22 protein-coding genes and 1 pseudogene are annotated in these 26,010 nt (G+C 72.4%); 12 read left to right on the top strand and 11 right to left on the bottom strand.

Translation table 11 applies throughout. The features are described 5' to 3' along the window. Nucleotides 1-18: 18 nt before the first annotated feature. The gene (locus ACZ7P3_RS34165; protein WP_472087635.1) at nt 19-1,206 is read right to left on the bottom strand and encodes an ROK family protein; all 1,188 of its coding nucleotides are present in this window, start codon (nt 1,204-1,206) and stop codon (nt 19-21) included. Nucleotides 1,207-1,480: 274 nt separating this feature from the next. Continuing rightward, the gene (locus tag ACZ7P3_RS34170; protein WP_472087637.1) at nt 1,481-3,265 is read right to left on the bottom strand and encodes a M4 family metallopeptidase; all 1,785 of its coding nucleotides are present in this window, start codon (nt 3,263-3,265) and stop codon (nt 1,481-1,483) included. Between the two features lie 305 nt (nt 3,266-3,570). Here ACZ7P3_RS34170 and ACZ7P3_RS34175 point away from each other — a divergent pair, with 305 nt between their 5' ends. The 8 genes and pseudogenes from ACZ7P3_RS34175 to ACZ7P3_RS34210 all read left to right on the top strand — a co-directional run bounded on the left by ACZ7P3_RS34175 (nt 3,571) and on the right by ACZ7P3_RS34210 (nt 12,572). Further along, nucleotides 3,571-4,848: a serine hydrolase domain-containing protein gene (locus ACZ7P3_RS34175; RefSeq protein WP_472087639.1), complete on the top strand. Its 1,278-nt coding sequence runs from the start codon at nt 3,571-3,573 to the stop codon at nt 4,846-4,848. A 489-nt stretch (nt 4,849-5,337) separates the two neighbouring features. Beyond that, nucleotides 5,338-5,562 (top strand): annotated as a pseudogene (locus tag ACZ7P3_RS34180) (CAP domain-containing protein); the annotation flags it as partial. Between the two features lie 56 nt (nt 5,563-5,618). Then, a complete protein-coding gene (locus ACZ7P3_RS34185) occupies nt 5,619-6,296 on the top strand; it encodes an AIM24 family protein (RefSeq protein WP_472087640.1) in 678 nt (225 codons plus the stop codon). Between the two features lie 155 nt (nt 6,297-6,451). Next, complete coding sequence (locus ACZ7P3_RS34190; RefSeq protein WP_472087641.1) at nt 6,452-7,492, top strand: tetratricopeptide repeat protein; 1,041 nt, start codon at nt 6,452-6,454, stop codon at nt 7,490-7,492. 65 nt (nt 7,493-7,557) lie between these two features. Beyond that, complete coding sequence (locus tag ACZ7P3_RS34195) at nt 7,558-8,520, top strand: polyprenyl synthetase family protein (RefSeq protein ID WP_472087866.1); 963 nt, start codon at nt 7,558-7,560, stop codon at nt 8,518-8,520. A gap of 105 nt (nt 8,521-8,625) precedes the next feature. Next, the gene (locus tag ACZ7P3_RS34200; RefSeq protein ID WP_472087642.1) at nt 8,626-9,585 is read left to right on the top strand and encodes a threonine/serine dehydratase; all 960 of its coding nucleotides are present in this window, start codon (nt 8,626-8,628) and stop codon (nt 9,583-9,585) included. A 199-nt stretch (nt 9,586-9,784) separates the two neighbouring features. Beyond that, nucleotides 9,785-11,398, top strand: a complete 1,614-nt coding sequence (locus ACZ7P3_RS34205; RefSeq protein ID WP_472087644.1) for a serine/threonine protein kinase — start codon at nt 9,785-9,787, stop codon at nt 11,396-11,398. 133 nt (nt 11,399-11,531) lie between these two features. Continuing rightward, the gene (locus tag ACZ7P3_RS34210; RefSeq protein WP_472087645.1) at nt 11,532-12,572 is read left to right on the top strand and encodes a hypothetical protein; all 1,041 of its coding nucleotides are present in this window, start codon (nt 11,532-11,534) and stop codon (nt 12,570-12,572) included. Nucleotides 12,573-12,669: 97 nt separating this feature from the next. Here the strand turns inward: ACZ7P3_RS34210 and ACZ7P3_RS34215 are convergent, their stop codons facing one another. The 4 genes from ACZ7P3_RS34215 to ACZ7P3_RS34230 form a co-directional block, all read right to left on the bottom strand. Next, complete coding sequence (locus ACZ7P3_RS34215) at nt 12,670-13,575, bottom strand: NADP-dependent oxidoreductase (protein ID WP_472087647.1); 906 nt, start codon at nt 13,573-13,575, stop codon at nt 12,670-12,672. 144 nt (nt 13,576-13,719) lie between these two features. Beyond that, entirely contained in the window at nt 13,720-14,238 is a 519-nt protein-coding gene (locus ACZ7P3_RS34220; protein WP_472087649.1) for a DUF6328 family protein, read from the bottom strand. Nucleotides 14,239-14,290: 52 nt separating this feature from the next. Then, nucleotides 14,291-15,274 carry an aldo/keto reductase gene (locus ACZ7P3_RS34225; RefSeq protein ID WP_472087651.1) on the bottom strand — a complete coding sequence of 328 codons (984 nt, stop codon included), beginning with the start codon at nt 15,272-15,274 and terminating at the stop codon, nt 14,291-14,293. 323 nt (nt 15,275-15,597) lie between these two features. After that, nucleotides 15,598-16,485, bottom strand: a complete 888-nt coding sequence (locus ACZ7P3_RS34230; RefSeq protein ID WP_472087652.1) for an SDR family oxidoreductase — start codon at nt 16,483-16,485, stop codon at nt 15,598-15,600. Between the two features lie 185 nt (nt 16,486-16,670). Between ACZ7P3_RS34230 and ACZ7P3_RS34235 the strand changes: the two genes are divergently transcribed. Beyond that, nucleotides 16,671-17,570 carry a LysR family transcriptional regulator gene (locus tag ACZ7P3_RS34235; protein WP_472087654.1) on the top strand — a complete coding sequence of 300 codons (900 nt, stop codon included), beginning with the start codon at nt 16,671-16,673 and terminating at the stop codon, nt 17,568-17,570. On the opposite strand, the gene ACZ7P3_RS34240 is transcribed toward ACZ7P3_RS34235, so the two are convergent. The 3 genes from ACZ7P3_RS34240 to ACZ7P3_RS34250 all read right to left on the bottom strand — a co-directional run bounded on the left by ACZ7P3_RS34240 (nt 17,512) and on the right by ACZ7P3_RS34250 (nt 21,097). Further along, entirely contained in the window at nt 17,512-18,177 is a 666-nt protein-coding gene (locus ACZ7P3_RS34240) for a TetR/AcrR family transcriptional regulator (protein WP_472087656.1), read from the bottom strand. The genes ACZ7P3_RS34235 and ACZ7P3_RS34240 overlap by 59 nt on opposite strands. Beyond that, nucleotides 18,174-19,667 (bottom strand): MFS transporter, encoded by a 1,494-nt coding sequence (locus ACZ7P3_RS34245; protein WP_472087658.1) that lies wholly within the window; start codon nt 19,665-19,667, stop codon nt 18,174-18,176. The genes ACZ7P3_RS34240 and ACZ7P3_RS34245 overlap by 4 nt, the downstream gene beginning before the upstream one ends. 218 nt (nt 19,668-19,885) lie before the next feature. Beyond that, a complete protein-coding gene (locus ACZ7P3_RS34250) occupies nt 19,886-21,097 on the bottom strand; it encodes an FAD-dependent monooxygenase (RefSeq protein ID WP_472087660.1) in 1,212 nt (403 codons plus the stop codon). 352 nt (nt 21,098-21,449) lie between these two features. Here ACZ7P3_RS34250 and melC1 point away from each other — a divergent pair, with 352 nt between their 5' ends. Together melC1 and melC2 are read left to right on the top strand one after the other, a co-directional pair. Continuing rightward, nucleotides 21,450-21,824: an apotyrosinase chaperone MelC1 gene (gene melC1, locus ACZ7P3_RS34255; RefSeq protein WP_472087662.1), complete on the top strand. Its 375-nt coding sequence runs from the start codon at nt 21,450-21,452 to the stop codon at nt 21,822-21,824. Between the two features lie 34 nt (nt 21,825-21,858). Beyond that, entirely contained in the window at nt 21,859-22,680 is an 822-nt protein-coding gene (melC2, locus tag ACZ7P3_RS34260; protein WP_472087664.1) for a tyrosinase MelC2, read from the top strand. Here melC2 and ACZ7P3_RS34265 read toward each other — a convergent pair whose 3' ends face one another. Continuing rightward, nucleotides 22,681-23,373, bottom strand: coding sequence for a ribonuclease H family protein (locus ACZ7P3_RS34265; RefSeq protein WP_472087666.1), 693 nt, complete (start codon nt 23,371-23,373; stop codon nt 22,681-22,683). It lies immediately after the preceding gene. 33 nt (nt 23,374-23,406) lie between these two features. After that, entirely contained in the window at nt 23,407-24,201 is a 795-nt protein-coding gene (locus ACZ7P3_RS34270) for a VOC family protein (RefSeq protein WP_472087668.1), read from the bottom strand. 363 nt (nt 24,202-24,564) lie between these two features. Here ACZ7P3_RS34270 and ACZ7P3_RS34275 point away from each other — a divergent pair, with 363 nt between their 5' ends. Next, entirely contained in the window at nt 24,565-26,007 is a 1,443-nt protein-coding gene (locus ACZ7P3_RS34275) for a family 2B encapsulin nanocompartment shell protein (RefSeq protein WP_472087670.1), read from the top strand. The last annotated feature ends 3 nt before the right edge of the window (nt 26,008-26,010 follow it).

Genomic DNA, 26,010 nt, shown 5'->3' on the forward strand with positions numbered 1-26,010 from the left:
GGTTCGGGGCGGGGCGGCTCAGCCCTGTCCGCTGCTGGGGGTCGAGGTGATGAAGGACTGGATCGCGGCGGCCGCGGCACCGCGCGCCCACTCCTCGAAGGGGAGCGGGCGGGTCTGTACGTCGCACTGCGCGGCCGAGCCGAAGGCGGCCGCGGTGAACGCCTCGCGGATGTGCTCGGCGAAGAGGTCGTAGGCGGCCAGGCCCTCGCCGGAGATGATCACGCGTTCGGGTCCGAGCAGGTTGGCCACGGTGGCGATGCCCCGGCCGATGGCCTCGCCCGCCCGGGCGTAGACCTCGCGGGCCCCGGGAACGCCCTGGTGGGCGAGGGCCACCGCCGCGGCGCTGTCGGCGATGCGACGGCCCGTCACCTCGGCGACACGGGCGACGATCGCGGCGTCCGCGGCGATGGCCTCCACACAGCCGCGGTTGCCGCAGTGGCAGGGCGGTCCCGCCGGATCGATGACGACGTGGCCGATCTCGCCCGCCACTCCGTGGGCGCCGGCGACCACCTGTCCGTGGACCACGAGTCCGCAGCCGATGCCCGCGCCGACGGTCACCACGGCGAAGTCGCTGAGGCCAGCCCCGGCGCCGAACCACTGCTCGGCGACGGTCAGCGCCCGTACGTCGTTGTCCACGGTGACCGGCAACCCGCCTGCCAAGGTGGCGAGTTCGGCCAGTGGCACGTTCCGCCACTCCAGGAAGGGCGAGTAGCGCACCACGCCCTCCGCGCGGTCGACGTCGCCGGAGACGGCGATGCCGAGCCCGAGGACCGGGGCGCCCGACTCCGCGGCATGAGCGCGGAGTTCTCCGACGAGGTCCGCGACCGCGGCCAGCGCCTTGCGGGCCGCCCGGTCCGGCAGCGGGACGCGCCGGGCGAGGCGGATCCGGCAGCACAGGTCCGTCAGTACGGCGATGAGTTCGTCGCCCGTCACCTTGACGCCGATGAACAGTGCCCGTTCGCCGTTGACCCGGACCAGGGTGGCGGGACGGCCGAGGGCCGGACGGGCCTCGTCGTCCGCGCCCTCCACCAGATAGCCGGCCGCCAGCAGGGGGCGGACGGCCTTGGTGACGGCGGCCGGGGAGAGCCCCGCCCGGCGGCCCGCGTCCAGGCGGGTCAGGGGGCCGTGGGAGAGGACCGTCGTGAAGACCTGCGCGGCGGCCGGCGTATGGGCCGGGAACGCCTCGGCGGCGGGCATCGAGCGCATGGCCGGGAACCTAGGGCCATTATTTTCCGCTGTCAATAAAAGAAACAGGGGTTGTTGCGGGGGCAGTTGCCGACCAGCGCACCTCCCCTTGGCCGGCTCCCCGGGACCGGCTTCTTCCCGGACCGGGCTCCTCCTCGACCGTCGACCGGCTTCTTCCTGGACCGGGCTCCTCCTCGAACGGCTCCCCGTGGACCGGCGTGCCCCGGACATGCGGATGCCCCGCGCGGGGCGGGGCATCCGGTGGTGCTGGTGTGCGTTGCCGTACGGCCGTCCGTCAGTGACGGGCGGCCGGCGTGTTGGCGGCGGTGACGTCGACCGCGGCCCACGCCTTGTCCACCGTCTTGTACTCGGTGCTGTTGGCGCCGTACAGGTCCTTGGCCGCCTTCAGCGTCGCGACACGCGCGTCGTGGAAGTCGGTCGTGGAGACCATGTAGCGGGTCAGCGCACGGTAGAAGATGGCGGTGGCCTTGGTACGGCCGATGCCCTTGACCGCGATGCGGTTGTAGGTCGGCGAGTCGTACTTGACGCCGTTGATCGTCTTCTTGCCGCTGCCCTCCGCGAGGAGGTAGTAGGCGTGCGAGGAGACGCCGGAACCGGCGTGCACCTCGGTGTAGTAGACGTCCGGCTTCCAGTAGTCGACCGTGCCCTCGAGCTTGTCGAGCGAGGGGTGGTCGAGGCGGCGCAGGAACTTCTGGGCCAGGCCCAGCTTCTCGCCGATCAGGTAGTCCGGCGTGTCCTTCGCGTTCTTGGCGTAGAACTCGACGTTGGAGCCGAAGATGTCCGCCAGCGACTCGTTCAGTGCGCCGGGCTCGCCGTACTGGTTGCCGTCGTTGTCGACGAAGGTCGGCTGCAGCTTGGCGGTCGCGTCGACCACGCCGTGGGTCAGCTCGTGACCGGTGACGTCGAGGACGACGAGCGGCTTCTTGAACATGTCGCCGTCGCCGTCGCCGTACAGCATGCAGTTGCAGGTCGGGTCCCAGAAGGCGTTGGCGACCTTCTTGCCCCAGTGGACCATGCCCTGGGCGGCCTTGCTGTTGCCGGCGATGCCCTTGCGCCCGAAGGTGCTCTTGTAGAAGTCCAGCGTCTTCGTGATGCCGTACTGGGCGTCCGCGGCGGCGCTGGCACGGCTGGTGGTCTTGCCGTTGCCCCACACGTTGGTCGTGCTGGTCAGCTTCGAGCCCGCGCTGAACTTCTCCGTGTACGAGCCCTTGGCGTCCCGGGTCTCGGTGCCGTACCGGCTCGGGTCCTTGAGCTGGTAGTGGCCGCGCGAGGTCGCCGTGGTGGTCAGGCCGACGCTGCCCACGAAGAGGGTCTTGCCGGTGCCCTTGGCGGTCGCCGGGTAGTGCGTCGCGCCGGAGACACCCGAGCCGAGCAGGCCGGCGGCGTCGCCCGAGGCGATGCCGGTGGCCGGGTCGGCGGTCTCGCCGCGCTTGTGCAGCGCGTCGATCAGCTTCGGCGACAGAAACTCGTCCGCGTCGGGCGTGTTGCTGCGCACCTTGCCGGTGAGGGCGTCGATGACCACGGTGCTGGAGGCGCCGTTGTCGGTCACCGTCACCTGGTAGGCGAGGGCGGCGGCGCCGCCGCGGGCGTCCACCACCAGCTCGGCGCCGCCCGCGTCGCCCTTGGCGACCTGGGCGGCCTTCGCCGCGGCCTGGTCCGCGGTCAGCTTGGCCTTGGTGGTGGCCGGCTTGACGGCGTGGGCGGCCGCGCTGGTGGCACCCGTGTAGGCCAGCTGCCGGTTCAGGTGGACGACCAGGTCGCCGCCGAGCACCGGCATTCCGTTGTGCGTGCGGACGAAACGGACGTGGCGCGCACCCTCGGGGTCGACCATCACGTCCTGGGCTTGCAGTTCGTCGCCCTGCGACACGCCCGTCGCCGCGGTGTGGGCGAACGCCGCGGTGCGCGCCGCCTCCACCACCACCGTGGCAGTCGTGGCGGCGGACGCGGCGGACCGCTCCACCCCCGTGGAGGGGCCGGCGAAGGCCGTACCGGCCAGGCCCGTGGCAGCCGTCGTCACCGCGACGGCAACGGCAATGCTGCGTATGTGCGGTCTACGCACTGATCTCCTTCGCAAGAAGGCAGTCGGGATCACCAACCGCCTTGAGACATGACGTCCTTGAACGCCATGGGGGCGGGTCGGGCCCCAGGGCGTTAACCCTTACGGATGAGTCATGCGCACGTAAAGACGGAATGATCCATTTCGCGGCCTTCTATGGCAATCCTTTGCAAATGGGCGCCACAGGGTGATCGCGGAATGACCAACTGTGTGTCGACTGTGGAGACGTTGCCTCAATCGCCTAGGTTCCCAGGCCGGAATGTGACCGAAATCGCATCAGAAACCCTGTGGATGGGAGTGGGAGCCGGATGGTCTCAGCAACGGTGGTCAGGGCCGGCGTACTCGGGGCGGTCGCGCTGTCGCTGCTCGCGGTCCCGGCGCGGGCCGCGACCGCGGCAGCCGGCGCCCCCGCACCCGCGGCGCTTCCGGCACCCGACATCGCGGGCCTGGACGAGGTGCTGCGCACGGTGGTGGCGCGGGGCGCGCCCGGTGCGCTGGCCCGCGTCGACGACGACGGCACGACGTACCGGGTGACCCGGGGAGTCGCCGACCGCGGCACGCGGCAGGACATCAGCACGGAGGACCGCTTCCGCATCGGCAGCGTCACGAAGTCCTTCTCGGCCGTGGTCCTGCTGCAGCTGGCCGACGAGCACCGGCTGGACCTGGACGCCCCGGTCAACCGGTATCTGCCCGGGCTGCTGCCGGACGACCGCATCACGGTCCGGCACGTGCTAAGCCACCGCAGCGGTCTGTACGACTACACCGACGACATGTTCGCCCAGAGCGTGTCCGGCTTCGAGGCGGTGCGGAACAAGGTCTTCACCTACCGGCAGCTCGTCGAGCTCTCCCTGAAGAAGCCCCCCACCAACGCGCCCGGCGCCGCGTACTCCTACTCCAATACCAACTTCGTCGTGGCCGGCCTGCTCATCGAACAGCTCACGGGGCACTCCGTGAGGACCGAGTACGAGAACCGCATCCTGCGTCCGCTCAAGCTGCGCGACACCTTCTACGTCCACCCCGACACCGGGATCCCGGGCCGGTACGCGCGCGGCTACCTCACCCCGGACACGCCAGGCACCCAGGACACACCGGGTATCTCGGACACGTCCGGTGCGGAGCTCGTCGACGCGACCGAACAGACCGTGTCCTGGGCGCAGAGCGCCGGCGCGATCATCTCCAGTGCCGGGGACCTGAACACCTTCTACTCCGCGCTGCTCGGCGGAAAGCTGCTGTCCGCGGAACGGCTCGGGGAGATGGAGCGGTTCACCCGGGTCGACGGGACGACGTGGTACGGGCTCGGGCTGCGCCGACGTGATCTGTCCTGCGGTATCTCGGTGTACGGCCACACGGGAGCGGTGCAGGGCTACTACACGTACGCGTTCGCCACGAAGGACGGGAAGCGGGCGGTCACCGCTGTCGCGAACGTCTCCAACAACGGGGAGGTGCTCGGTGCGCTGGCGGGAGTGCTGGAGTCGGCGTTCTGCGGCAAGGAGAGCAAGGGGCTGCCCGGGGCGGCGGGTGGGGTGCGGGGTGCGGGTGTGAGAGTGCAAGGGGGGCCGTCGTCGGGTGCGGGTGTGGAGGAGTAGGGGGCGCCGTTGTCGGGCGCGGGTGTGGAGGAGTAGGGGGTGCCCTTGTCGGGAGCGGTGCGAGGGAGTACGGAGCGCCGTTGTCGGGTGCGGATGCGGGTGCGAGGGAGTGAGGGAGTGAGGGAGTAAAGAGCGCCGTTGTCGGGTGCGGGTGCGTGGGGGCCGGTCGCGCAGTTCCCCGCGCCCCTGAGTGGGGTGGCCGGGCCTTCGTTCAGAAGTCGTGGAAATCGGACCCGCCCCGGGGTGGGACAGTCGGGCCTTCATTGAGAGGTCGCGGAACTCTGGTCCGCGTCCACGGGTGGGGCAGCCGGGCCCTCCTTCAGGAGTCGCCGAGTCCGGGGCCCGTATCGCCGGGTGGGGCAGCTGGGCCTTCGTTCGGAAGGTGCGGAACTCGGACGGGATCGCCGCGCGTTCCTGTGGTGTGATGGATGAGCTGGCTTCCGGGGGGGGAACACGGCCCTGCCGGACGGTGCGCTGCGGCTGCGGGTCGGCAGCGAGCCCTGGGACCGGGCCGCCGCCGCGGGCTCCCGCCGGTCCACGATCGGCGAGAACATCGCCTGCGGACAGCGCTCCCCCGCCGAGGTGGTGGACGGCTGGATGAACAGCCCGGGCCATCGCGCCAACATCCTCAAACGGGAGTTCACCCACATCGGTGTCGGCTTCGCCGGCGGGGGCCGGGCGGGCACGTACTGGACCCAGCTGTTCGGTGGCTGAACCGATACGTTCCGTGATCTTGGCGGAATCACACGCTCCGGGACACCATGCCCGGCATGAAGGGTGATCTTTTCTCCAGTGAGCACATGGTGCAGCCGGCCGTCGAGCCGGGCATGACCATCGAGAACGCCAAGTGCATCAGGTACACGGTGAACGGCGAGATGCACGCCCGCCAGGGCGCGATGGTCGCCTACCGCGGCAACCTCCAGTTCGAGCGCAAGGGCCAGGGCGTCGGCGGCATGCTCAAGCGCGCGGTCACCGGCGAGGGGCTGCCCTTGATGGCGGTGCGCGGGCAGGGTGAGGTCTGGTTCGCGCACGAGGCGCAGAACTGCTTCGTGCTCGAGGTGGAGCCGGGCGACCAGTTCACCGTCAACGGCCGCAACGTGCTGTGTTTCGACCCCTCGTTGTCGTACGAGATCAAGACGGTGAAGGGCTCGGGCATCGCCGGTGGCGGCCTGTTCAACAGCGTGTTCAGCGGGCACGGCCGGCTCGGCCTGGTCTGCGAGGGCAACCCGCTGGTCATCCCGGTCTCGGCGCAGCACCCGGTGTACGTCGACACGGACGCGGTGGTCGGCTGGAGCGCTCATCTGCAGACCTCGCTGCACCGCTCGCAGTCCCTCGGCTCGATGCTGCGCGGCGGTTCCGGGGAAGCCGTGCAGCTGATGCTCCAGGGCGAGGGGTACGTCGTGGTGCGTCCGAGCGAGGAGACCCCGCAGAAGGCCCAGCAGCACTGACTCCCCGTGAGGTGATCTACGCCTCACAGGCAACCCCCTCCGCCGTCCCGGCGTCTTGACCGACAACAGACCAAGAGCCCTGGCCCTGTGGGCCAGGGCAAGTTTTCGACGCACTATACACACCATGTATACACATCGTTTATAGAAGGGCATGCATGTACGGCAAGGCTTTCGCCCCGGAGTACCAGGGCGCCCTGACCACCCTGTCCGTGAACTCCTCTCTGGTCGACGTGCTGGCCGAGGGCACCGAACGGCTGCGTGAGGCCGAACGGTCCGGGCGGCCCGAGGAGGCGGCGCGCTGCGGTCTCGCCGTGGCCGAGGCCCACCGGCGGCTCGGTCAGGTGCGGGACGCCGACCGGGCCTGGAAGGCGAGCTACCGGTCCGCCCGGGCGGCCGGGGACACCGCCGCGATGGCCTGGGCGCTGTGGAGCGGCGGCACCCTGGCCCGCCAGCGCGGGGCGTTCCCGCTGGCCTGGCGGCTGCTCGGGCTCGCGGCCGAACTCGGCGAGCAGGGCGGCGACATCGTGGTACGCGGCTACTCACTGGCGGGCCTTGCCGAGACCGGGCGCATCCAGGGCGACTACGAGGCGGTCGGCCGGCTGCACGAGCAGCTGCTGGCCGAGGCCCGCCGGCGCGGGGAGGCGCGGCACACGGTGTGGGCCCTGGAGGGCATCGCCCAGATGCACCGCAACACCGGGGACTACGACGGGGCGTACGCCCTGTTCGAGGAGGCGGCGGAGATAGCCGAGCGGGCCGAGGACCGGCGCGGCCACGCCTGGGCGCTGCGCGGACTCGCCGACGTGATCTCGGTCCGCGACAAGAACACCGAGCAGGCGCTGGAGCTGCTGGCGCGTGCCGAGGCCGGCTGCCGCGCGATGAACCTGTCCAGCGCGCTCGCCTACAACCACAAGATGCGCGGCAACGTCTTCTACCGGGCCGGGCGTTACCAGGAGGCCAGGGAGCTGTACGAGCTGGCCCTCGACGAGTTCCGCGCGATGAGTGAGCCGCGTGGCGAGGCGCTGTCCCGCCTCGGTCTGGCCAAGGCGCTGGCGCAGCTGGGCCGCGACCGCGCCGACACGGCCGCCGAACTCGCCGACCTGGCACAGGTGCTGGACCGCAGCGGGCTGCGGCACGCGCGGGAGATGGTGGCCCGGGCGCAGGAGGAGTTCGGCCTGGCCGCGGAGGTGGCACGGTGAGCGCGCTCTCCGTCGCGGTCGAGGCGCCGCCGTCGGCTCCCGACATCCTCGACCACTGCCGGGAGATGGTGCGGCCCGCGCTGGCCGAGGCGGTCGGCCGGCTGCATCCCTGGGTGGCCGAGATGGCCGCGTACTCCTTCGGCTGGTGCGAGGTCGGCGGGGCACCCGCCGCAGCGCCGGGCGGCAAGGGCGTACGGCAGGCACTGGCGGTGCTCGGTGCTCGGGCGGCGGGTACCGACGGGCGGGCCGGGGTCCCGGCGGCGGTCGCGGTGGAGCTGGTGCACGCCTTCTCGCTGCTGCACGACGACATCATGGACGGCGACGCGACCCGGCGCCGCCGCCCCGCGGTGTGGAAGGCCTACGGCACCGGTCCGGCGGTGCTGGCCGGGGACGCCCTGTTCGCGCTCGCGATGGAGACCCTCGCCGCCGCGCCGGGCGGTCCCGGTGCCGTACGCCTGCTGTCCGCGGCGCTGGCCGATCTGGTGCGCGGGCAGGCGGACGACCTGCTGTTCGCCGCGCGGCCCTTCGACGGGCCGGAGCGGGTGACGCCCGAGGAGTACCGGGCGATGGCCGAGCACAAGACCGGCGCGCTGCTGGGCTGCGCCGCCGCCCTGGGGGCCGCCCTCGGCGGCGCCCCCGAGCCGGCCGTCGCCGCGCTGGACCGCGCCGGCCGTCATCTGGGCGTCGCCTTCCAGCTGGTGGACGACGTCCTGGGCATCTGGGGCGACCCGGCCGTCACCGGCAAACCCGTCGGCGGTGATCTGCGGGAGCGCAAGAAGACCTTCCCGGTCCTGGCCGCGCTCGGTTCCCCCGCGGCCGGGCGGCTCGCCTCGCTGCTGGCCTCCCCCGCGCACACCGAGGAGGCCGCCGCGCTGGTCGAGGAGGCCGGCGGGCGGGCGGCCGCGCTGGCGGAGGCCCGTGCGCACACGGCCGCCGCCCGGGCCCTGCTCGCGGAACTCCCCCTGGCCTCCGGGGCCGCCGGCGAGCTGCGCGCCCTGCTGGACTTCCTGGTGGGCCGCGATCTCTGAACGGCCGGAGCACCGCGCCGCGAAACCGTGTTGACCCGGGGCGGCCCCGCGGGTGACGGTGCGGGCGGCGCGGTCCCCAGCCCCGCGCCGGGAGGATGGGCCACCGTGATCGGCATCTCGGACATCGAAGCCGCCGCACAGCGCATCGCCGGACATGTCCTGCGGACGCCGACCGTGCCGAGCCCGGGTCTCACGGAGCTGCTCGGTGTCCCGGTCACCGCGAAGCTCGAACTGCTGCAGCGCACCGGCTCGTTCAAGGCGCGCGGGGCGACGGCCAGGCTCCTGTCGCTCGGCGAGGCCGAGCGGGCGGCAGGCGTGGTGGCGGTCAGCGGCGGCAACCACGGGATCGCCCTCGCCGTGATGGCGGCGGCCCTCGAGGTGAAGGCGACCGTGGTCATGCCGCGTACCGCTCCGGCCCGCTCCATCGAGCTGGCCGCGCAGGCCGGGGCGTCGGTGCGGCTGGCCGAGGGGATGGACAGCGCCTTCGAGCTGGTGCTCCGGCTGCGGGACGAGGGGCTGACGCTGGTCCACCCGTTCGACGATCCGGTGGTGGTCGCCGGCCAGGGCACCGTGGGGCTGGAGCTCGCCGAGGACGCGCAGGAGCTGACGGACGTGCTCGTCAGTGTCGGCGGCGGGGGTCTGATCGCCGGGGTGGCGGCCGCGCTGCGCGCCCGGCGCCCGCAGGTGCGGGTGTGGGGCGTGGAGACGGAGGGCGCCGAGGCCATGTCCGCCGCGCTGAAGGCGGGCGGTCCGCTGCCGGTTCCGGTGTCCTCGCTGGTCACCACCCTGAGCGCGCCGTCGGTGTCGCGGCTGACGTACGACCATGCCGCGGCGCTGGTCGAGGAGGTCCTGGTGGTGTCGGACAGGGACGCGGTGCAGGGCTGCCTGGACCTCGCCGACCGCGCCAAGGTGTGGACGGAGCCGGCCGCGGGCTGTCTGCTGCCGGCGGCCCGGCAGGTGGTGGCGCGGGTCGGCGGCGGCGCCCGGCTGGGGCTCGTGGTCTGCGGGGGCAATGCCACGCCCGCGGATCTCATCGGATGGGCCGACCGGTTCGGGCTGCTCTGAACACCCATGCACGGTCGGGCATTTACCGTCGGTTACCCTCAGGTCAAAGCTCGATCGTGGACCGCCTTCGCAAGCCCGCAACCCCTTTCGGAGAATTGAATAAAAGGCAGAAAGGGGCCGGAGTTGAGGATTCTTTGAACACACACCCGCGCACCCCGCGTACCTCTGGGAAAGGACGGTTCAGGGGCTTCAGCGAGGGATGACCATGGTCAAGGCGCACGTCTCCGCACACGAGTTGGTCGCAGGCCGCTACCGGCTCCTGGAGGTCTTCGCCCGGGAGACCAACCGTCTGTGGTGGTACGCCGAGGACGTGACGGCGAACCAGCCCCGCCTGGTGGCGCAGATCGTCCTGCCGGAGCCCTGCGACGAGGACACCGTGCGCCGCGCCACGGCCCGTGTCGTGCGGACCTCCGAGATCATGCGGCTGCTGCGCCCGGGCCAGGTCGCCACCGTCGTCGACGCCGTCGTGCAGGCGGGCACCCTGTGGACCGTCACGGAGTGGATCGACGGCACCCCGCTCGGTGAACTCCTCGGCCGGGAAGGCCCGTTCAACCCCGTGCGGGCGGCCGGGATCGGCCTCGAACTCCTCGACGTCCTGCAGGCCGCGCACGACGAGGGCATCACCCACGGCGAGCTGAGCCCCGGCCAGGTCTTCGTGCGCGAGGGCGGCTCGGTCGTGGTCGCCGGGTTCGGGCTGGCGGGCGCGACCCTGGTCCCGAGGCTCACGGCGCCGTCGTACGCCTCGCCCGAGCAGGCCCGTGACGAGCGCATCGGTCCGGCCGCGGATCTGTGGGCACTGGGCGCGATCCTCTACACGGCGGTCGAGGGGCGCCCGCCGTTCCGTGACCGTGGCCGCCCCGACGCCACACTGAAGGCCGTGGACCGGCTGCCCCTGCGCACCCCGCTGCGCACCGGCCCGCTCACCCAGTCCGTGCAGGGCCTGCTGCGCAAGGACTCCCGGGAGCGGCTGACCCGGCCGGTGGTCCGCGAGGCCCTGACCCGGGCCCTCAGCGAGGACACCGACCGGAACTGGTCCCCGGCCCCCGCGCCCCGCCTGCGCGGCGCCTATGCGGCCGTGGCGCTCGGCGGCCCGGGACGGGGCCGACGGCTCATGGCCGCCGGGACCGTACTCGCCGTCCTCACGGTCACGGCCGCCGTGCTGGCCGCCACCCACCGGCTGCCGGGCATCTCCACCGCCGCCGCACCGTCCCGGCCGAGCGCCACCGCCCCGCCGGCCGACCGCACGGAGCACAACACCCCCGCCCCCAGGCACACCACCCCCGGGCCGAGCACCGGCCCGAGCGACAGCCCGGCGCCCAGCCGCAGCCCCGGCACGCCCCCCGCCCTGCCCGCCGGGTACCACCGCTACACCGCCCCGGAGGGCTTCTCCGTCGCCCTGCCGGACGGCTGGACGCGGCGCGCCACAGCACGCGGGGACGACCACGCCTACCGCGTCACCTTCGGCACGCGCGACGACTCCCCCACCCTCGCCGTCACCTACAGCGAGCGTGTCGGACCGGACCCGGTCGCGGTCTGGCGTGACGACGTGGAACCGCACCTGGAACAGCTCCCCGGCTACCAACGGGTCGGCACCATCAGGGCCACCGTCTACCAGGGGCACAAGGCCGCCGACCTGGAGTGGCTGTCCGGGACCGGCGGAGCACAAGTGCACACCCTCGGGCGCGGGTTCCTCCTCGGCGGTCACCACGGCTTCTCCCTGCGCTTCGCCACCCCGGCCGGGGCCTGGGACGACGCCGCCGACCGGCTCGCTCTGAAGACCTTCCTGGCCACCTTCCGCGCGCCGCAGGCATGACCCCGCCGAACCGGCCGTCCCCCGCGGGCGCGCCGGGTCTGTCAAAACACTGCCAATAGGTCCATATAGGCTTCCTGTCCGGACTCGCGCACCGAGTGCGGTCCCGTAGAGCCTGCCTCCAGGAGAGTCATCCGTGACCCTTGCCATCGACCCGTCCGAGACGTCCGCCCCGGCCGCGGCGCCCCTGTCCGACCTCGTGGCGCGCGATGCGCGCGAGTTCGGCGTCTACGCGCGCACCGGAGGCTGGGCCTTCGCGCTGATGGTGGCGCGCAGCGTGCGGCCGGGCGGACAGGCCGCCGGTGAGACGCCGAAGGTGTCGGCCAAGGAGTTCGCGGAGCTGGCCGGCTGCTCCCCCGAGCGGGTCATGCGCTACTACAGGGCGTGGGACCGCGCGGCCGACGACGGTCTCGTCCCGCACTTCGAGGCGCTGCAGCCGGGCCAGGAGGTCGAACTCCCCGACGCCGACGTGTGGCTGAGCTACTACGCCTCCCGCAACAGCGCCACCTCCGAGCGCGGCACCGCCATCGCCGAGGCCGCCGAGGCCGAGGGCATCCGCCCCACCAAGGCCCTGGAGGTCGCCGAGAACCCGACCGCGCTGCGCGCCGCGATCCTCGCCGACCCCTCCACCGCCCGGGCGGCCCGCTCCGCCCTGCTGGACCGGCTCAGGGAGGACCCGGACCTGCAGGCCGAGCTGGCGCGGGACGTCGTACGCACCGACGACCTGAAGAAGGCCGTGGCCACCGAGAGCAGGGCGGCCGACCGGATCGGCTATGTGCGGCAGATCGCCGAGTCCGGACAGATCAGGACCCCGGCCGGGCAGACCCTGGACGCACCCGCCGAGCTGCGCGAGGAGGCCGAACGGCATCTGTCGCTGATCGACGAGCTGGACGACGGCGAGGACACCGGCGAGTGGGCCACCGAGGCCTACGACACCATGAAGACCCTCGTCGTCGAGACGGTCGAGGCCGACCCCGAACTCCGTGTCCAGGAGCGGCGGACGAAGTTCTACAGCAGTCTGCAGAAGGCGACCAAGGTGTTCGAGGAACTGACCTTCGACGACGCCCAGGACTTCTACGAGGACGACATGGTCCAGCGCCTGGAGGAACTCCAGCAGGCCATCGGTACCTGCCTGACCGCCCTGCGCGGAGCCCGCGGCACCGGTTCGCAGGGCTGAGCCAACCGCGGGCGCAACGGCGGAGGCCCGCGGCGCACGCTGCTGCGCCCCCCTCCCGGCGGCTTGCGCACCCCCGGGAAGGCGCGGCGGCGCGGGGTCAGGGCAGCAGAACGGCCTTGCCCCGGTGGCGGCGGTTCTCCAGGTCGGCGTGCGCGGTGGCGGCCTGCTCCAGCGGGTAGGACCGCCAGACGGGCAGGGTGAGCATGCCGGCGGCGGCCGACCGGACCAGCTGCGGCAGGGATTCCTCGGCCTCGCCCGCGCCGCCGGAGCTGAAGCGGACGCCGTGCTGCGCGGCGGACATGTCGGCGATGGTGATGACGTGTGCGCTGTCGCCGGTCAGGGCGACGGAGTCGGCGAGGACGCCGGCACCGGAGGCGTCGAGGACGAAGTCGACTCCCTGGGGCGCCGCGGTCTTCACCCGCGCCGCCCAGCCGTCGCCGTAGCGGACGGCGGTGGCCCCGAGCGCGGTGACGCGCTCGATGTCCTGGTCACCGGCCGTTCCTACGACGGTGATGCCCCGGGCGGCGGCCAGCTGCACCGCGATGGTGCCCACGCCGCCCCCGGCCCCGTGGACGAGCAGTGTCTGCCCCTCACGCACGCCCAGCTCCCCGAGGACACGGAACGCCGTCCGGCCGACCGTCACCAGCGATGCGGCGGCCTCCCACGACAGCGCCGAGGGCTTGGTGACCGGCCGCTCCAGCAGCGCGTACTCGCTGTAGCCGCCGCCGACGGTGGCGCCCAGGACCTCGTCACCGACGGCCGCGTCGGCTCCCTCGCCGACGGCGTCGACGACACCGGCCGCGTCCAGTCCGGGGATCACGGGGAAGCGGGCCGGGGAGGCTGCGGCCATCAGGCCGGAGCGGATCTTCATGTCGAGGGGATTCACGGAGGCGGCTCGCACCCGGATCCGGACCTGGCCCGGTCCGGGCTCCGGCGGGGTGACCTCCGACAGCCGGAGCACCTCGGGCGCGCCGTACTCGGAGAAGGTGATCGCTTTGGACATCGGAAACTCCCAGCTAGGGCCCGCGACGACGGGGTCGCCGCTCAGGCGGTGAGGGTGGGATGGCCGGTGTGGCCACGGTGGTCGCCGCCGTGGAAGGCGGACCGGTCCGGGGCGCCGAACGCGGAGCACTGGAGCACCGGAGCACTAGGAGCCGCGAGGCACGGCAGGCTGGTCCTCCGGCCGGCTGGTGTGCCGGTGGCGCGCCCACAGGGGCAGCCCGTACCAGCACAGCAGGTACCAGACCACGACCGGCACGGCCAGCCAGGGCACGAAGCCGGCGTGCGCCGCCACCCGGAGGATCAGCACCAGGGACGAGGCCATGGTCGCGAGCAGCAGGGCCAGGCCGATGAACGTCATCCGGGCGGCCAGCCGCACCGCCTGCGGCTTGACCCGGCGGCCTGCGACCAGGCGGTGCAGGGAGACCGGACCGATGAGGGCGCCGGTCGCGGCGGCGCCGAGGACGACGGTCACGACGTAGATGACGTGGTCGGTGTCGGGCAGCCGCGCGTACTTCGGCTGGAACACGACGGTCAGCAGGAAGCCGAACAGGATCTGCACGCCCGTCTGGGCCACCCGGACCTCCTGGATGAGCTCGCCCCACATCCGGTCGGCCCGCTCCTCCTCGCTCTCGTCACGCCCCCTGCGCCGTGCCTCCTGCGTCATGCGGTGCGGGTAACCGGATGGACGTCCGTTCAAACGGACGGTCACCCGGCCGCTACCAGCGGTGCTCCACCTGCTCCCGGATCCGGCGCTCGTACAGGTCACGGATCGCGGTGAACGTCTGCGCGGGCAGCGGCGGGAGTTTGGCGGCGGCCGCGTTGGCGCGGGCCTGCTCCGGGGTGCGGGCGCCGGGGATCACCGTGGTCACACCGGGCTGCTCGACGATCCAGCGCAGGGCCACCTGCGCCGGGGTCCAGCCCTCGGGGGCGAGCGCGGCGAACTCGGCGGCCGCCTCGACGCCGGTGGCGTAGTCGACGCCGGAGAACGTCTCGCCCTGGTCGAAGGCCTCGCCTTGCCGGTTGTAGGTGCGGTGGTCGTTGTCCGCGAAGACCGTGTCCTTGGTGTACTTGCCCGACAGCAGGCCGGAGGCGAGCGGCACGCGCGCGATGATGCCGACGCCCGCCTCCCGCGCCGCCGGGAGCACCTCGTACAGGGGCTTCATGCGGAACGGGTTGAGGATGATCTGCACGCTCGCCACGTTCGGCCGGGCGATCGCGGCCAGTGCCTCGGCACAGGTCTCCACGCTCACTCCGTAGGCCGCGGCGCGCTCCTCCGCCACCAGGGTGTCGAGGGCGTCGAACACCTCGCCGGAGGAGTAGACGGGCGTGGGCGGGCAGTGCAGTTGCACCAGGTCCAGGCGGTCGACGCCGAGGTTGCGGCGGGACCGGTCGTTCCAGGCGCGGAAGTTGTCCAGGACGTAGTTCTCGGGGATCTGCTCGACCCGGCGGCCCATCTTGGTGGCGACCAGCACGTGCAGGTCGGGCCGGCCGCCCAGGAAGGCGGCGATGGCCGACTCGCTGCGCCCGTCGCCGTACACGTCGGCCGTGTCGAAGAAGGTGACCCCCGACTCCGCCGCCGCCTCCAGGACGGACCGGGCCTCCTTGTCGTCCACGTCGCCCCAGTCGGCGCCCAGCTGCCACGTGCCGAGCCCGACGACCGATGCCCGCTGACCCGATCTGCCGATTGTGCGTTCGTCCATGGCGTCAGTGTGGCATCCGGCCCCGGCCCCTGCGGAGCACCTCGCTCGGGCGGCCCGTCGGCGTGTGCTCCACCCGCGCGGGTGGCAGGTACCGGCGCGCGCGGGGCATCGCCGAGCGGCGCCCCGCGCGCACCCGTGATCGGTTGCGCGGCGGGCAACTGTCCTTCGTCCGGCGGTGGTTCGACTCCCGTCCGCGACGGGGCCTGACCTACCGGACGGCGGCGGGGCGTGAAGCGCCGGACGGCGGCGACGGGGCGTGCTGCGCCGGATGCGGGTGCGCGGGCCTGCCCGCACGGCTGTTCCTCGACCGCCTGCTGCGCCGATCAGGCGTCGAAGTAGTGCCCCTCGTCGAGGTCCGCGAGGAGACCCGTCTCCCGAGGCTCCCAGCCGAGGAGCTTGCGGGTCGAGGCGCTCGACGTGGGATTGTCGACCCCGGCGAACCCGCCGAGGAAGCCGAAGTGCTCGACGGCCTTCTCGGGCGGCACACCGACGACGGGTACGCCGAGGTGGCGGCCGATGACCGTGGCGATCTCCCGGAACGGCACGCCCTCCTCGTCGTTCCCGTGCAGCCGCGTGCCGGCCGGGGCCGACTCCAGGGCCAGCCGGAACAGTCGGGCCGCGTCGAACCGGTGGACACCCGGCCACCGGTTGGCGCCGTCGCCGACGTAGGCCGACGCGCCCTGCTCCCGGGCGATCCGGATCAGACGCGGTACGAAGCCGTGGTCGCCGCGGCCGTGCACCGAGGGGGCGAGCCGGACCAGCGAGGTGCGCACCCCGCGCGCGGCCAGGGCGATCGTCGTCTGCTCGGACGAGGTCCGGTGCGTTCCCGCGACGGGCCCGTCCTCCTCGGTGACGAGGCGGCCCGACGGGGCCATCGCCGTGCCCGAGGTGACCACGAAGGGCCGGTCCGATCCCGCCAGGGCGGCGCCCATCGCCTGGACGGCACGCAGATCGGTGGCGCCCGCGGCGCCGAAATCGATGAAGTCGTGGATGAAGGCCAGATGGACGACGCCGTCGGCCTCGGCGGCCGCGCGGGCCAGCCCCTCGGGGTCCTCCAGGCTGCCGCGCCGCACCTCGGCTCCGGCCGCCTTCAGCGCCGCCGCGCCCTCGTCCGAGCGGGCGAGGCCGACGACCTCGTGCCCGGCGGCGATGAGTTCGGGAACCACGGCGGAACCGATGAATCCGGTGGCTCCGGTCACAAAAACACGCATGTGGATGTGCTCCTTGAATACTGGGCTGGAGTGAGTTCACTGGGCGGGGGTGACCTCATCGTTGGTCCGCGGCCGGGTCCGCGTCCAAAGCCTGTTTCGCATGGCGCAATACGGAACAGGCATCACTCCAGGTCAGATCGGCCAGCAGCGGCCCGGTGAGGCTCGCTCGGCAGTACGGTTGGGGCATGTCCGACTCTGCCGCCGACGCGGACCTCGACCTGCGGCTGGTGCGGTACTTCACCGTCGTCGCCGAGCACCGGCACTTCGGCCGCGCCGCCACCGCCCTGCACATCACCCAGCCGTCCCTCAGCCGTCAAGTGCGGCGCCTCGAACAGCAGCTGGGGGCCCAGCTGCTCGACCGCACCCCGCAGGGCACCCGGCTCACCGAGGCCGGAGAGGTCTTCCTGCCGCGCGCCAGGGCACTGCTGCGCGCCGCGGCCCAGGCCGCCGCGGCAACGCGGTCCGCCGCAGCCCCCAGCCGCATCAGCATCGGGTGCACCACCGGCGTCTTCGTCACTCCGGCCGTGCTCGACCTGCGGCGCAGGTTCCCGGACGCCGACGTGCGGACCGTGCATCTGCGCTGGCACGAGGGGCAGGAGGCGCTGCTCGGCCACCGTGTGGACGTGCTCGTGGCCCGGCTGCCGTTCGCCACCGAGGGGCTGCGGGTGACGATCCTCTACGACGAACCGCGCGTCCTGGTCGTCCCGCTCGGCCACCGGCTGGCGGGCAAGGAGTCGGTCACCCTGGACGACATCGCCGACGAGCCCCTCCCCCGGGTCCCGGACCGGCTCTGGGACGCGTTCTGGCGCATCGATCCCCGGCCCGACGGCAGTCCGGCGCCCGACGGCCCGTACATCGACGACCTGGAGGACAAGTTCGAGCTCGTGGCCTCGGGGCAGGCGGTGGCGATCGTGGCCGCCGTGCCCGGCATCCCCCTCCGCCCCGACCTCACCGCGATCCCCCTGCACGGCGTCGAGCCGAGCCATGTCGCGCTCGCGACCCGCACCGGCGACAACGGCCGCCTGCTCACGGCGTTCCGCAAGTGCGCCGAGGCGCTGCTGACCGGCCCCGGGGCCGAGGGGTGACTCGGGTACCGGGCGCCAGGAGTTCCTGTACGACGGGTCCGTAGCGGTCGGCGAGGGTGTCGATGTCGGTCTCGCGCAGGTGCGGTCCGCGGGCGATGCCGTACATGACGCCGAGGCCGACGAGGGCCGCGACGGCGAGTTCGGCGCGCAGGCCCGCGTCGGCGCCGGTGAGCCGGCCGGCGAGGCGTTCGGTCACCTGGGAGCGGAAGTTGGCGCGGAGCACATCGCCGTGGTCGCCGTGCAGGGGCGCGAAGGCGATGCGCAGCAGCGGGTCGGCGCCGCGCTCGCGCTGGCTGGCCAGTACATGGCGGGCCATGTGGCGGCCCAGCTCGGCCAAGGGCGCGTCCAGCAGGACGTCCGCGTCGGTGTCGAAGGACATCACGCGGGCGAAGAGGGCGTCCTTGTTGCCGAAGTACTTCAGGATCAGCGGAGGGCTGACGCCGGCCCGTTCGGCGACCGCCTTGAGGGTGATGTCGGCGTGCGCGTGGCGGGCCAGGAGGTGGCGGGCGGCCTTGAGGATGGCCGCCTTGGTGACCTCGGCGTCACGGCGTGCGGGGGCCGCCGCGGGGACGGGTGGGGGCGGGGGTGAGGTGCTCACGGTGCTCATGCTCCCTCCATCGCCTCGTCCCGGGCGCCCCGGGTGGCTCCCCGGGCCCGGCGGGTGCCGCCGCGGGGCACGTCGCCCGGGATGGACAGGGCCGCCGCGCAGGCGGCCAGGGCGACCGCGCCCGCCATCGCGAAGGCCAGCAGATAGCCGTGCAGCGTGGGCACCGGGACACCGCCGAGGGGACTGGTGTGGTGCACGAGGACGGCGGCGACGGCGGCGCTGGAGGTGGCCTGGCCGATGGTGCGCATCAGGACGTTGACGCCGTTGGCGGAGGCCGTCTGCCCGGCCGGGACGGCGCGCAGGATGAGGGTCGGCAGCGCGGAGTAGGCGAGGGTGGTGCCGGTCGCCACCACCGTGGCGCCCAGGATGATCATCCACAGGTCGCGGCTGTCGGCGATGCGGACCGCATACCCGCAGGCGATGACGGCGGCGCCGAGGGCGAGGGTGACGCGCGGGCCGCGCGCGGCCGAGATACGGGCGGACAGGGGCGAGAAGAGCAGCATGGTGACGCCGCCGGGCAGCAGGCACAGACCGGTGGCGACGATCGACAGTCCGAGGCCGTAGCCGGTGGCCTTCGGCGCCTGCACGAGCTGGGCGGTCACCAGCGAGTTGGCGTAGAAGGCGAATCCGGTGAACAGGGCCGCCACATGGGACAGGCCGACCCTCGGCCGGGTGACCAGGCGCAGATCGACCAGCGGCCGCTCGGTGCGCAGCTGCTGCCACCACCACAGGGCCAGCACGGCGAAGGCCGCGAGGAACAGCCCGAGGACCCGGGGACTGTCCCAGCCCCACTGACCGCCCTGGGAGACGCCCAGCAGCAGGCAGACCAGGGTGACGGCCAGGCCCAGCGCACCGAGGACGTCGAAGCGGCCCGGCTCCCGCACGGGCGACTCCTTGACCGCCCACCAGGTGGCCGCAACACCCAGGGCGCCCAGTGCGCTGGTCAGCCAGAACATGGTGTGCCAGTCGGCGTACTGGACGACGACGGCGGCGAGCGGCAGGCCGAGAGCGGCGCCGATGCCGACCGTGGAACTCATCAGGGCGACCGCCGATCCCCGGCGTTCGGACGGCAGTTCGTCGCGCAGGATGCTGATCGCCAGCGGGACGACGGAGGCGGCGGCGCCCTGGAGCGCGCGGGCGGTGATGAGCACGCCGATGTCGGAGGACAGGGCGCACATCACCGAGCCGACGGTCATCAGGGCGAGCGCGGCGGTGAGCACCCGGCGCTTGCCGTACATGTCGCCGGCCCGGCCGAGCACGGGGGTGAGCACGGCCCCGGACAGCAGGGTCGCGGTGACCATCCAGGAGACGGTGGCCGCCGAGGCGCCGGTCAGCCGGGGCAGATCCGGCAGCAGCGGTACGACCACGGTCTGCATGACCGCCATGAGGATGCCGCCCGACGCCAGCACGGGGATGGTGAGGCGGTCCCGCAGCCGGGGCGCGCGGGTGCCGATGACGGGCGGCTGGGCCATGGGGTCCGGCTGGTCCATCGACGCTCCTGCGGGCGGTAGGACGAGGTGAATAACAATTCACCTTATCGAGTGAATGCGTATTCACCAATGCCTTCCGGCCGGGAGCCCGTCCCCTCGCCCCGCCCCCGCGCCCGAGGCGTCGGCGGGGAGCCGGCCCGAGGACCGGGGCGAGGCCCTTCCGTGGTGGACCCGGCCGTCGCCGCCCGGGGCGGGGGCCGGGGCGACGGGAGAACGGGCTAGTCCCGGTGGGCCGTGGAGCGGGTCTGCAGGGCTCGGGCCGCCCAGGGGCCGAGCCGGCGCTTGAGCCGGCGCAGCACCTCCAGCTGCCCGACGGCCCTGTCGATGCCGTAGTACAGCTGGGGCGGGACGTACGGCAGCAGCGGTGAGTGGCGCTGGCCGAGCAGGGCGAACATGCGGTGCGGGGGCAGGTGGATGTAGCGGGGCAGGTTCTCGTACCACTGGGCGCTGTAGCGGGCCGCGCTCTGGGCGGACAGCAGCCCGGAGCGGCGCAGGCGCTCGTAACTGCCGAGGGCCTCGGGCAGGGCGGCGTGTGCCCGCAGGGCGGAGGCGAGGCACATGGCGTCCTCCAGGGCGAGCGTGGTGCCCGCCCCGATGGAGTAGTGCGTGGTGTGGGCGGCGTCGCCGAGCAGGACGAGGTTGTCGCGATGCCAGGTGCGGTTGGTGAGGGTGCGGAACGTCCGCCAGGACGCGGTGCCGCCGGCCGGGGAGCGGCCGATGAGGGGGTGCCCGTCGAGGATCCCCGCGAAGAGCTTCTCCAGCAGCGCGAGCCCCTCGTCCTCGTCCGCCCGGTCCAGGCCGAGTCCGGCGAGGGTCTGCGGGGCGCACTCCACGACGCAGGTGCTGTGCTCGCCGCTGCAGCCGTAGCCGTAGCACCAGATCCAGCCGTGGGCGGTCTCCACGAAGGCGAAGGTGAAGGCGTCGAAGACCTTGGTGGTGCCGAGCCAGATGTAGTGGTTGCGGCCCTGCGTGATCCGCGTGCCGAAGTGGGCGGCGTGGCGGGCGCGCAGGGCGCTGTGCACGCCGTCGGCCGCCACGACCAGGTCGGCCTGCGGCAGTTCACCTCCGGTGATCTCGCTCTCGAACTCCAGGCGCACGCCGAGGGACCGGGCGCGCTCGGAGAGGATCGCGAGCAGGCGGTGGCGGCCGATGCCGTGGCCCTCGTCGCCGGACTGTCGGGTCACCCGGCCGCGGACATGGGCCACGCCCTGGTTCCAGCGCACCGAGCCGTCCTCGATCGCGCACGCGGACGCGGCATCGTGGACGTGGAGCCTGTCGAGCAGTCCGCGCCAGTACGTCACGCCCCAGCCGTGGGTCGAGCCTTCGGGGTTGCGTTCGTGGACGGTGATGTCGTGGGAGGTGTCCTGCCGCTTGAGCAGGATGGCGAGGTACAGGCCCGCGGGCCCGCCTCCGACGCAGACGACCTTCACGCGCACACCTCTGGAAGTTACATGCAGTAATGACTTGATTCCGCAGAGTAGCAGCCCTGCGGAGGAGTTCAGCGGCTTCCTGATCGCGCCAGTCTGGCGCGGTGACGGGCGCCACTCGGGCGACCCCCGGCCGCGAAAGATCACCGGAATCACGGATGCCCCGGCAAGGAATTCCCCGTTCCGCAACCGATGGAGCTCACGGCACAGCAAGATCATCTTTGTTCAATCTTGCATGACATGTGGCTAATTGTCCGGATCACAGCCAACCGGTTACGGGCGATTTCTTCCTCTCCGGTACGGGCCGGTAGGCATGCGGAGTCACCACTCGAACACCTCTCCCAGGAGGACACGCATGCCCGAACTCACCCGGCGCCGCGCGCTCACCGCGGCGGCCGCCCTCGCCGCCACGGCCACGGCCGCCACGCTCGTCGCACCCGCCGCATCGGCCGCCGGGCACGAGCACGGCGCCTCGGACTCCTTCGACGAGGTCTACAAGGGCCGGCGGATACAGGGCGGCCCGTCGGGCATGGGCGGTCACCACCACGGACACGGCGGCGGCTACTCCGTGCTCGTCGACGGGGTGGAGCTGCACGTCATGCAGAACGCCGACGGCAGTTGGATCAGCGTCGTCAGCCACTACGACCCGGTGCCCACGCCGCGCGCCGCCGCACGTGCCGCGGTGGACGAGCTGCAGGGCGCACCCCTGCTGCCGTTCCCCGCCAACTGACCGCCCCCGCAAGGACATCCGGAGCACCGCACTCATGACCGTACGCAAGAACCAGGCCACCCTGACCGCCGACGAGAAGCGGCGGTTCACCGGCGCCGTCCTCGAACTCAAGCGCAACGGGCGTTACGACGAGTTCGTCCGCACCCACAACGCCTTCATCATGTCCGACACCGACACCGGCGAACGGACCGGGCACCGCTCGCCGTCCTTCCTGCCCTGGCACCGCAGATTCCTGCTCGACTTCGAGGGGGCGCTGCAGTCGGTCGACTCCTCCGTCGCGCTGCCCTACTGGGACTGGAGCACCGACCGCACGGTGCGCGCCTCGCTGTGGGCGCCGGACTTCCTCGGCGGCACCGGGCGCAGCTCCGACGGCCGGGTGATGGACGGCCCCTTCGCCGCGTCCTCCGGCAACTGGCCGATGAACGTACGGGTGGACGGCCGTGCGTTCCTGCGCCGCTCGCTCGGCTCGGGCGTGCGCGAGCTGCCGACGCGCGCCGAGGTGGAGTCGGTGCTGGCGATGTCCACGTACGACATGGCGCCGTACAACAGTGCTTCCGACGGCTTCCGCAACCACCTGGAGGGGTGGCGCGGGGTCAATCTGCACAACCGGGTCCATGTGTGGGTCGGCGGGCAGATGGGCACCGGGGTCTCCCCCAACGACCCGGTGTTCTGGCTGCACCACGCCTACATAGACAAGCTGTGGGCCGAGTGGCAGCGCCGGCACCCGGACGCCGGCTATGTGCCGACCGGTGGGACGCCGGACGTCGTCGACCTGAACGACACGATGAAGCCGTGGAACGACGTCCGCCCCTCGGACCTGCTGGACCACACGAAGTTCTACACGTTCGACGCCTGATCAGGCCTCGGCGCCGCGGCACTCCGGGTGGCCCCAGCCCTGGGCGTTCTTGGCGATGGGCTCGCCGGCGGCGTAGGAACGGCCGCACGTACAGCGGCCGGGGAACTTCGCCTTGATGGTGCGCGAGGACGCTCCGCCGCCGCTCGGGCGGGGCGCCTTGCGGCGCGGAGCGGCCGCCTTGGGCGTGTCCGGCGACGGCGGCGGCTCCGGGGAACCATGAGCGCTGCCGGCCGCCTCCTGCACCGAGGCGGCCTGGCTGGCGGCGCGGTCGGCGAAGTCGTTCAGCGGGTCGCCGTCGACCTGGTGGGCGGGGACGTAGCGGAACTCGACGGACCGGCCGCCGAGCAGTTCGTCGATGCGGACCACCAGGTCCTGGTTGGCGACCGGCTTACCGGCGGACGTCTTCCAGCCGTTGCGCTTCCAGCCGGGCAGCCAGGTGGTGACCGCCTTCATCGCATACTGGGAGTCCATCCGGATCTCCAGCGGCACGTCCGGGTCGACGGCCGCCAGCAGACGTTCCAGGGCGGTCAGTTCGGCGACGTTGTTGGTGGCCCGGCCGAGCGGGCCCGCCTCCCAGCGGGCGGGGGTCCGCTCGTCGTCCGAGACCACCCATGCCCATCCGGCCGGTCCGGGGTTTCCCTTCGAAGCCCCGTCGCACGCGGCCACCACACGTTCACGCATGCGCTCGATCATGCCATGGCCGCGCGGGCCGCCGGACCGGGCCGTTCAGACGTCCTTGATCGTCGGCATCTCTCCCTCGGTGGTGGTGATGTCGATCACCGAGAAGTTGGCGCCCTGCGGGTCGGTGAGCGCCGCGAACCGGCCGAAGGGGCTGCTCATGGGCCCGAAGCGCAGCACGGCGCCCTGTTTGACGGCCCGGGCCACGGCCTCGTCGCAGTGGTCGACGGTGAAGTACACATTGACGTACGACGGCACCTCGGGCGGGAAGTCGTCGGTCATCCGCATCCGGCCGAGGACGGCGTCCCCGCCGATGTCGAACAGCCGGAAGTCGACCGCGTCGTCCTCGATCTGCTTCGCCCGGTACGGGAAGACCGCGGCCAGGAAGGTGTCGGCCTTCTCGGGCTCACGGGTGAAGACCTCGGCCCAGCAGTAGGCGCCGGGCGTCGCCGTCGCCTCGAAGCCCTCGTGGACACCCGCCTGCCACACCCCGAACACGGCCCCGCTGGGCTCCCGGACCAGGCACATGGTGCCGAACTCGCCGACCTGCATCGGCTCCATGAGCACCTCGCCGCCGTGGTCCCGGATCTTCGCCGCGGTCGCGGCGGCGTCCGGCGAGGCGAAGTACAGGCACCACTGCGACTGCCCTTCCTGGCCGGGCATCGGCGGTACGACGGCGGCCACCGCCCTGCCGTCCGCGTACGCCTGCGTGTAGTTGCCGTACTCCGACGACGACTCGCCGAAGGTCCAGCCGAGGACGTCGCCGTAGAAGCGCTTGGCGCCCTCCAGGTCGCTGAACATCGCATCCGCCCAACAGGGCGTTCCCTCAGGTTGCACGGCCATGGTCCGGACCCTCCCGGTCAGACGGTTCTGCCCCCGGACATCACGCTAGTCACCTTGCCGCCGGGCCGCGCGCCGAACGGCCCGGCGGCCGCAAGGCGGTCGTGGCCTGCGCGACGGCCGTACGGAGATCGTGGCCTGTGCGCGGTCAAACCCGGGCGCGGAAGCAGCAGACCGGCGCGCGATCACCGCTTGCGGCGCACAACGCCCTCACCAACGGGTTTGCACCACACGGAGATCAAAAGCGCCCCTTTCACGCTGTACCCGCGGATCAAGCGTCCTGTTTGGCTGGTCCGAGCGCACCGGCACCCCGCGCACCACCGACCGATCCGCATCACCCGTGTTCGCCTCTCCGCAGGAGGGAATGTGTCCACTCCGGACATCGCCACCGGTTCCGCAGTCGACGAACCCGACCCCATGTCCTCGGCCGACGGGCAGCTCAGCAGTCTGAGCACCCGCGCGGCCCGCCAGCTCGCCACCACCACCAAGTCCGAACCGCAGATGCAGGCCATCACCTCTCGATGGCTGCTGAAGACGCTGCCGTGGGTGGACGTCAAGGGCGGCGCCTACCGGGTCAACCGGCGTCTGCAGCTGCGGGCCGGCCGCGGGCGCGTGCACTTCGAGCAGAACGGCGCCGACGACATCCGGGTCATCCCCGAGACGCTGACCGAGCTGCCGATCCTGCGCGGCTACTCCGACACCGACGTACTGCGGGAGATCGCCGCCCGCTTCCAGCCGCGGGAGGTGCGCGCGGGCCAGGTGCTGTTCGAGGCCGGGCAGCCGGTGACCGAGGCCTACCTCGTGGTGCACGGCCGGTTCACCCGCTATGCGGCCGGCAAGTACGGTGAGGAGGAGGTCATCGGGGTCGTCACCGACGGCAACCAGATGGGCGACGAGGCGGTCGGCCAGTCCGATCCGCTCTGGCTGACCTCGGTCCGGGCGGAGACCGCCGGTGTGGTGCTGGCACTGCCCTGGGCCGTCGTGGAGGAGTTCACCGAGCGGGCGCCGTCCCTCGGGGCCCACCTGCGGGCGTACGTCGAACAGCAGCTCAAGCCCATGAACCGCAAGGGCGAGGCGGAAGTCCCCGTACAGGCCGGCCATGTCGGCGAACCGACCCTGCCGGGCGGCTTCGTGGACTACGAACTCGCGCCCCGCGAGTACGAGTTGTCCCTGACCCAGACCGTGCTGCGGGTGCACACCCGGGTCGCCGATCTCTACAACCACCCGATGGACCAGACCGCCCAGCAACTCCGGCTGACCGTGGAGGAGATCCGCGAGCGGCAGGAGTGGGAGCTGGTCAACAACCGCGAGTTCGGACTGCTGCACAACGTCGACTACGGCCAGCGGATCAGCACCTACACCGGGCCGCCGACGCCGGACGACATGGACGAGCTGCTGTCGATGCGGCGCAAGACGAAGGTGTTCCTCGCCCATCCGAAGGCGATCGCGGCCTTCTTCCGGCAGTGCAACAAGCGGGGCCTGGTGCCCGGCACCGCGAGCGTGGACGGCCACGAGGTGCCCGCCTGGCGGGGCGTGCCGATCTTCCCGTGCGGCAAGATCCCGATCAGCGGTGACCACACCAGCAGCATCATCGCGCTGCGCACCGGCGAGGCCGACCAGGGCGTCATCGGCCTCTACCAGACCGGCATCCCGGAGGAGTACCAGCCGGGCCTGAACGTCCGCTTCATGGGCATCGACAACGCCGCGATCATCAACTACCTCGTCACGGCCTACTACTCACTCGCCATCCTGGTCCCCGACGCGGCGGGAATCCTGGAGAACGTCCAGATCGGCCGGACGGCCGAGTGACGG

The organism is Streptomyces sp. NPDC107581 (assembly GCF_055657175.1).

What these genes read in the sequence shown, in the direction of transcription:
- ACZ7P3_RS34165 (WP_472087635.1), bottom strand. Translation starts at nt 1,206, where the DNA reads ATGCGCTCGATGCCCGCCGCCGAGGCGTTCCCGGCCCATACGCCGGCC.
- ACZ7P3_RS34175 (WP_472087639.1), top strand. Translation starts at nt 3,571, where the DNA reads ATGGTCTCAGCAACGGTGGTCAGGGCCGGCGTACTCGGGGCGGTCGCG.
- ACZ7P3_RS34185 (WP_472087640.1), top strand. Translation starts at nt 5,619, where the DNA reads ATGAAGGGTGATCTTTTCTCCAGTGAGCACATGGTGCAGCCGGCCGTC.
- ACZ7P3_RS34190 (WP_472087641.1), top strand. Translation starts at nt 6,452, where the DNA reads ATGTACGGCAAGGCTTTCGCCCCGGAGTACCAGGGCGCCCTGACCACC.
- ACZ7P3_RS34195 (WP_472087866.1), top strand. Translation starts at nt 7,558, where the DNA reads ATGGTGCGGCCCGCGCTGGCCGAGGCGGTCGGCCGGCTGCATCCCTGG.
- ACZ7P3_RS34205 (WP_472087644.1), top strand. Translation starts at nt 9,785, where the DNA reads ATGACCATGGTCAAGGCGCACGTCTCCGCACACGAGTTGGTCGCAGGC.
- ACZ7P3_RS34215 (WP_472087647.1), bottom strand. Translation starts at nt 13,575, where the DNA reads ATGTCCAAAGCGATCACCTTCTCCGAGTACGGCGCGCCCGAGGTGCTC.
- ACZ7P3_RS34220 (WP_472087649.1), bottom strand. Translation starts at nt 14,238, where the DNA reads ATGACGCAGGAGGCACGGCGCAGGGGGCGTGACGAGAGCGAGGAGGAG.
- ACZ7P3_RS34225 (WP_472087651.1), bottom strand. Translation starts at nt 15,274, where the DNA reads ATGGACGAACGCACAATCGGCAGATCGGGTCAGCGGGCATCGGTCGTC.
- ACZ7P3_RS34230 (WP_472087652.1), bottom strand. Translation starts at nt 16,485, where the DNA reads ATGCGTGTTTTTGTGACCGGAGCCACCGGATTCATCGGTTCCGCCGTG.
- ACZ7P3_RS34235 (WP_472087654.1), top strand. Translation starts at nt 16,671, where the DNA reads ATGTCCGACTCTGCCGCCGACGCGGACCTCGACCTGCGGCTGGTGCGG.
- ACZ7P3_RS34240 (WP_472087656.1), bottom strand. Translation starts at nt 18,177, where the DNA reads ATGAGCACCGTGAGCACCTCACCCCCGCCCCCACCCGTCCCCGCGGCG.
- ACZ7P3_RS34245 (WP_472087658.1), bottom strand. Translation starts at nt 19,667, where the DNA reads ATGGACCAGCCGGACCCCATGGCCCAGCCGCCCGTCATCGGCACCCGC.
- melC1 (WP_472087662.1), top strand. Translation starts at nt 21,450, where the DNA reads ATGCCCGAACTCACCCGGCGCCGCGCGCTCACCGCGGCGGCCGCCCTC.
- melC2 (WP_472087664.1), top strand. Translation starts at nt 21,859, where the DNA reads ATGACCGTACGCAAGAACCAGGCCACCCTGACCGCCGACGAGAAGCGG.
- ACZ7P3_RS34265 (WP_472087666.1), bottom strand. Translation starts at nt 23,373, where the DNA reads ATGATCGAGCGCATGCGTGAACGTGTGGTGGCCGCGTGCGACGGGGCT.
- ACZ7P3_RS34270 (WP_472087668.1), bottom strand. Translation starts at nt 24,201, where the DNA reads ATGGCCGTGCAACCTGAGGGAACGCCCTGTTGGGCGGATGCGATGTTC.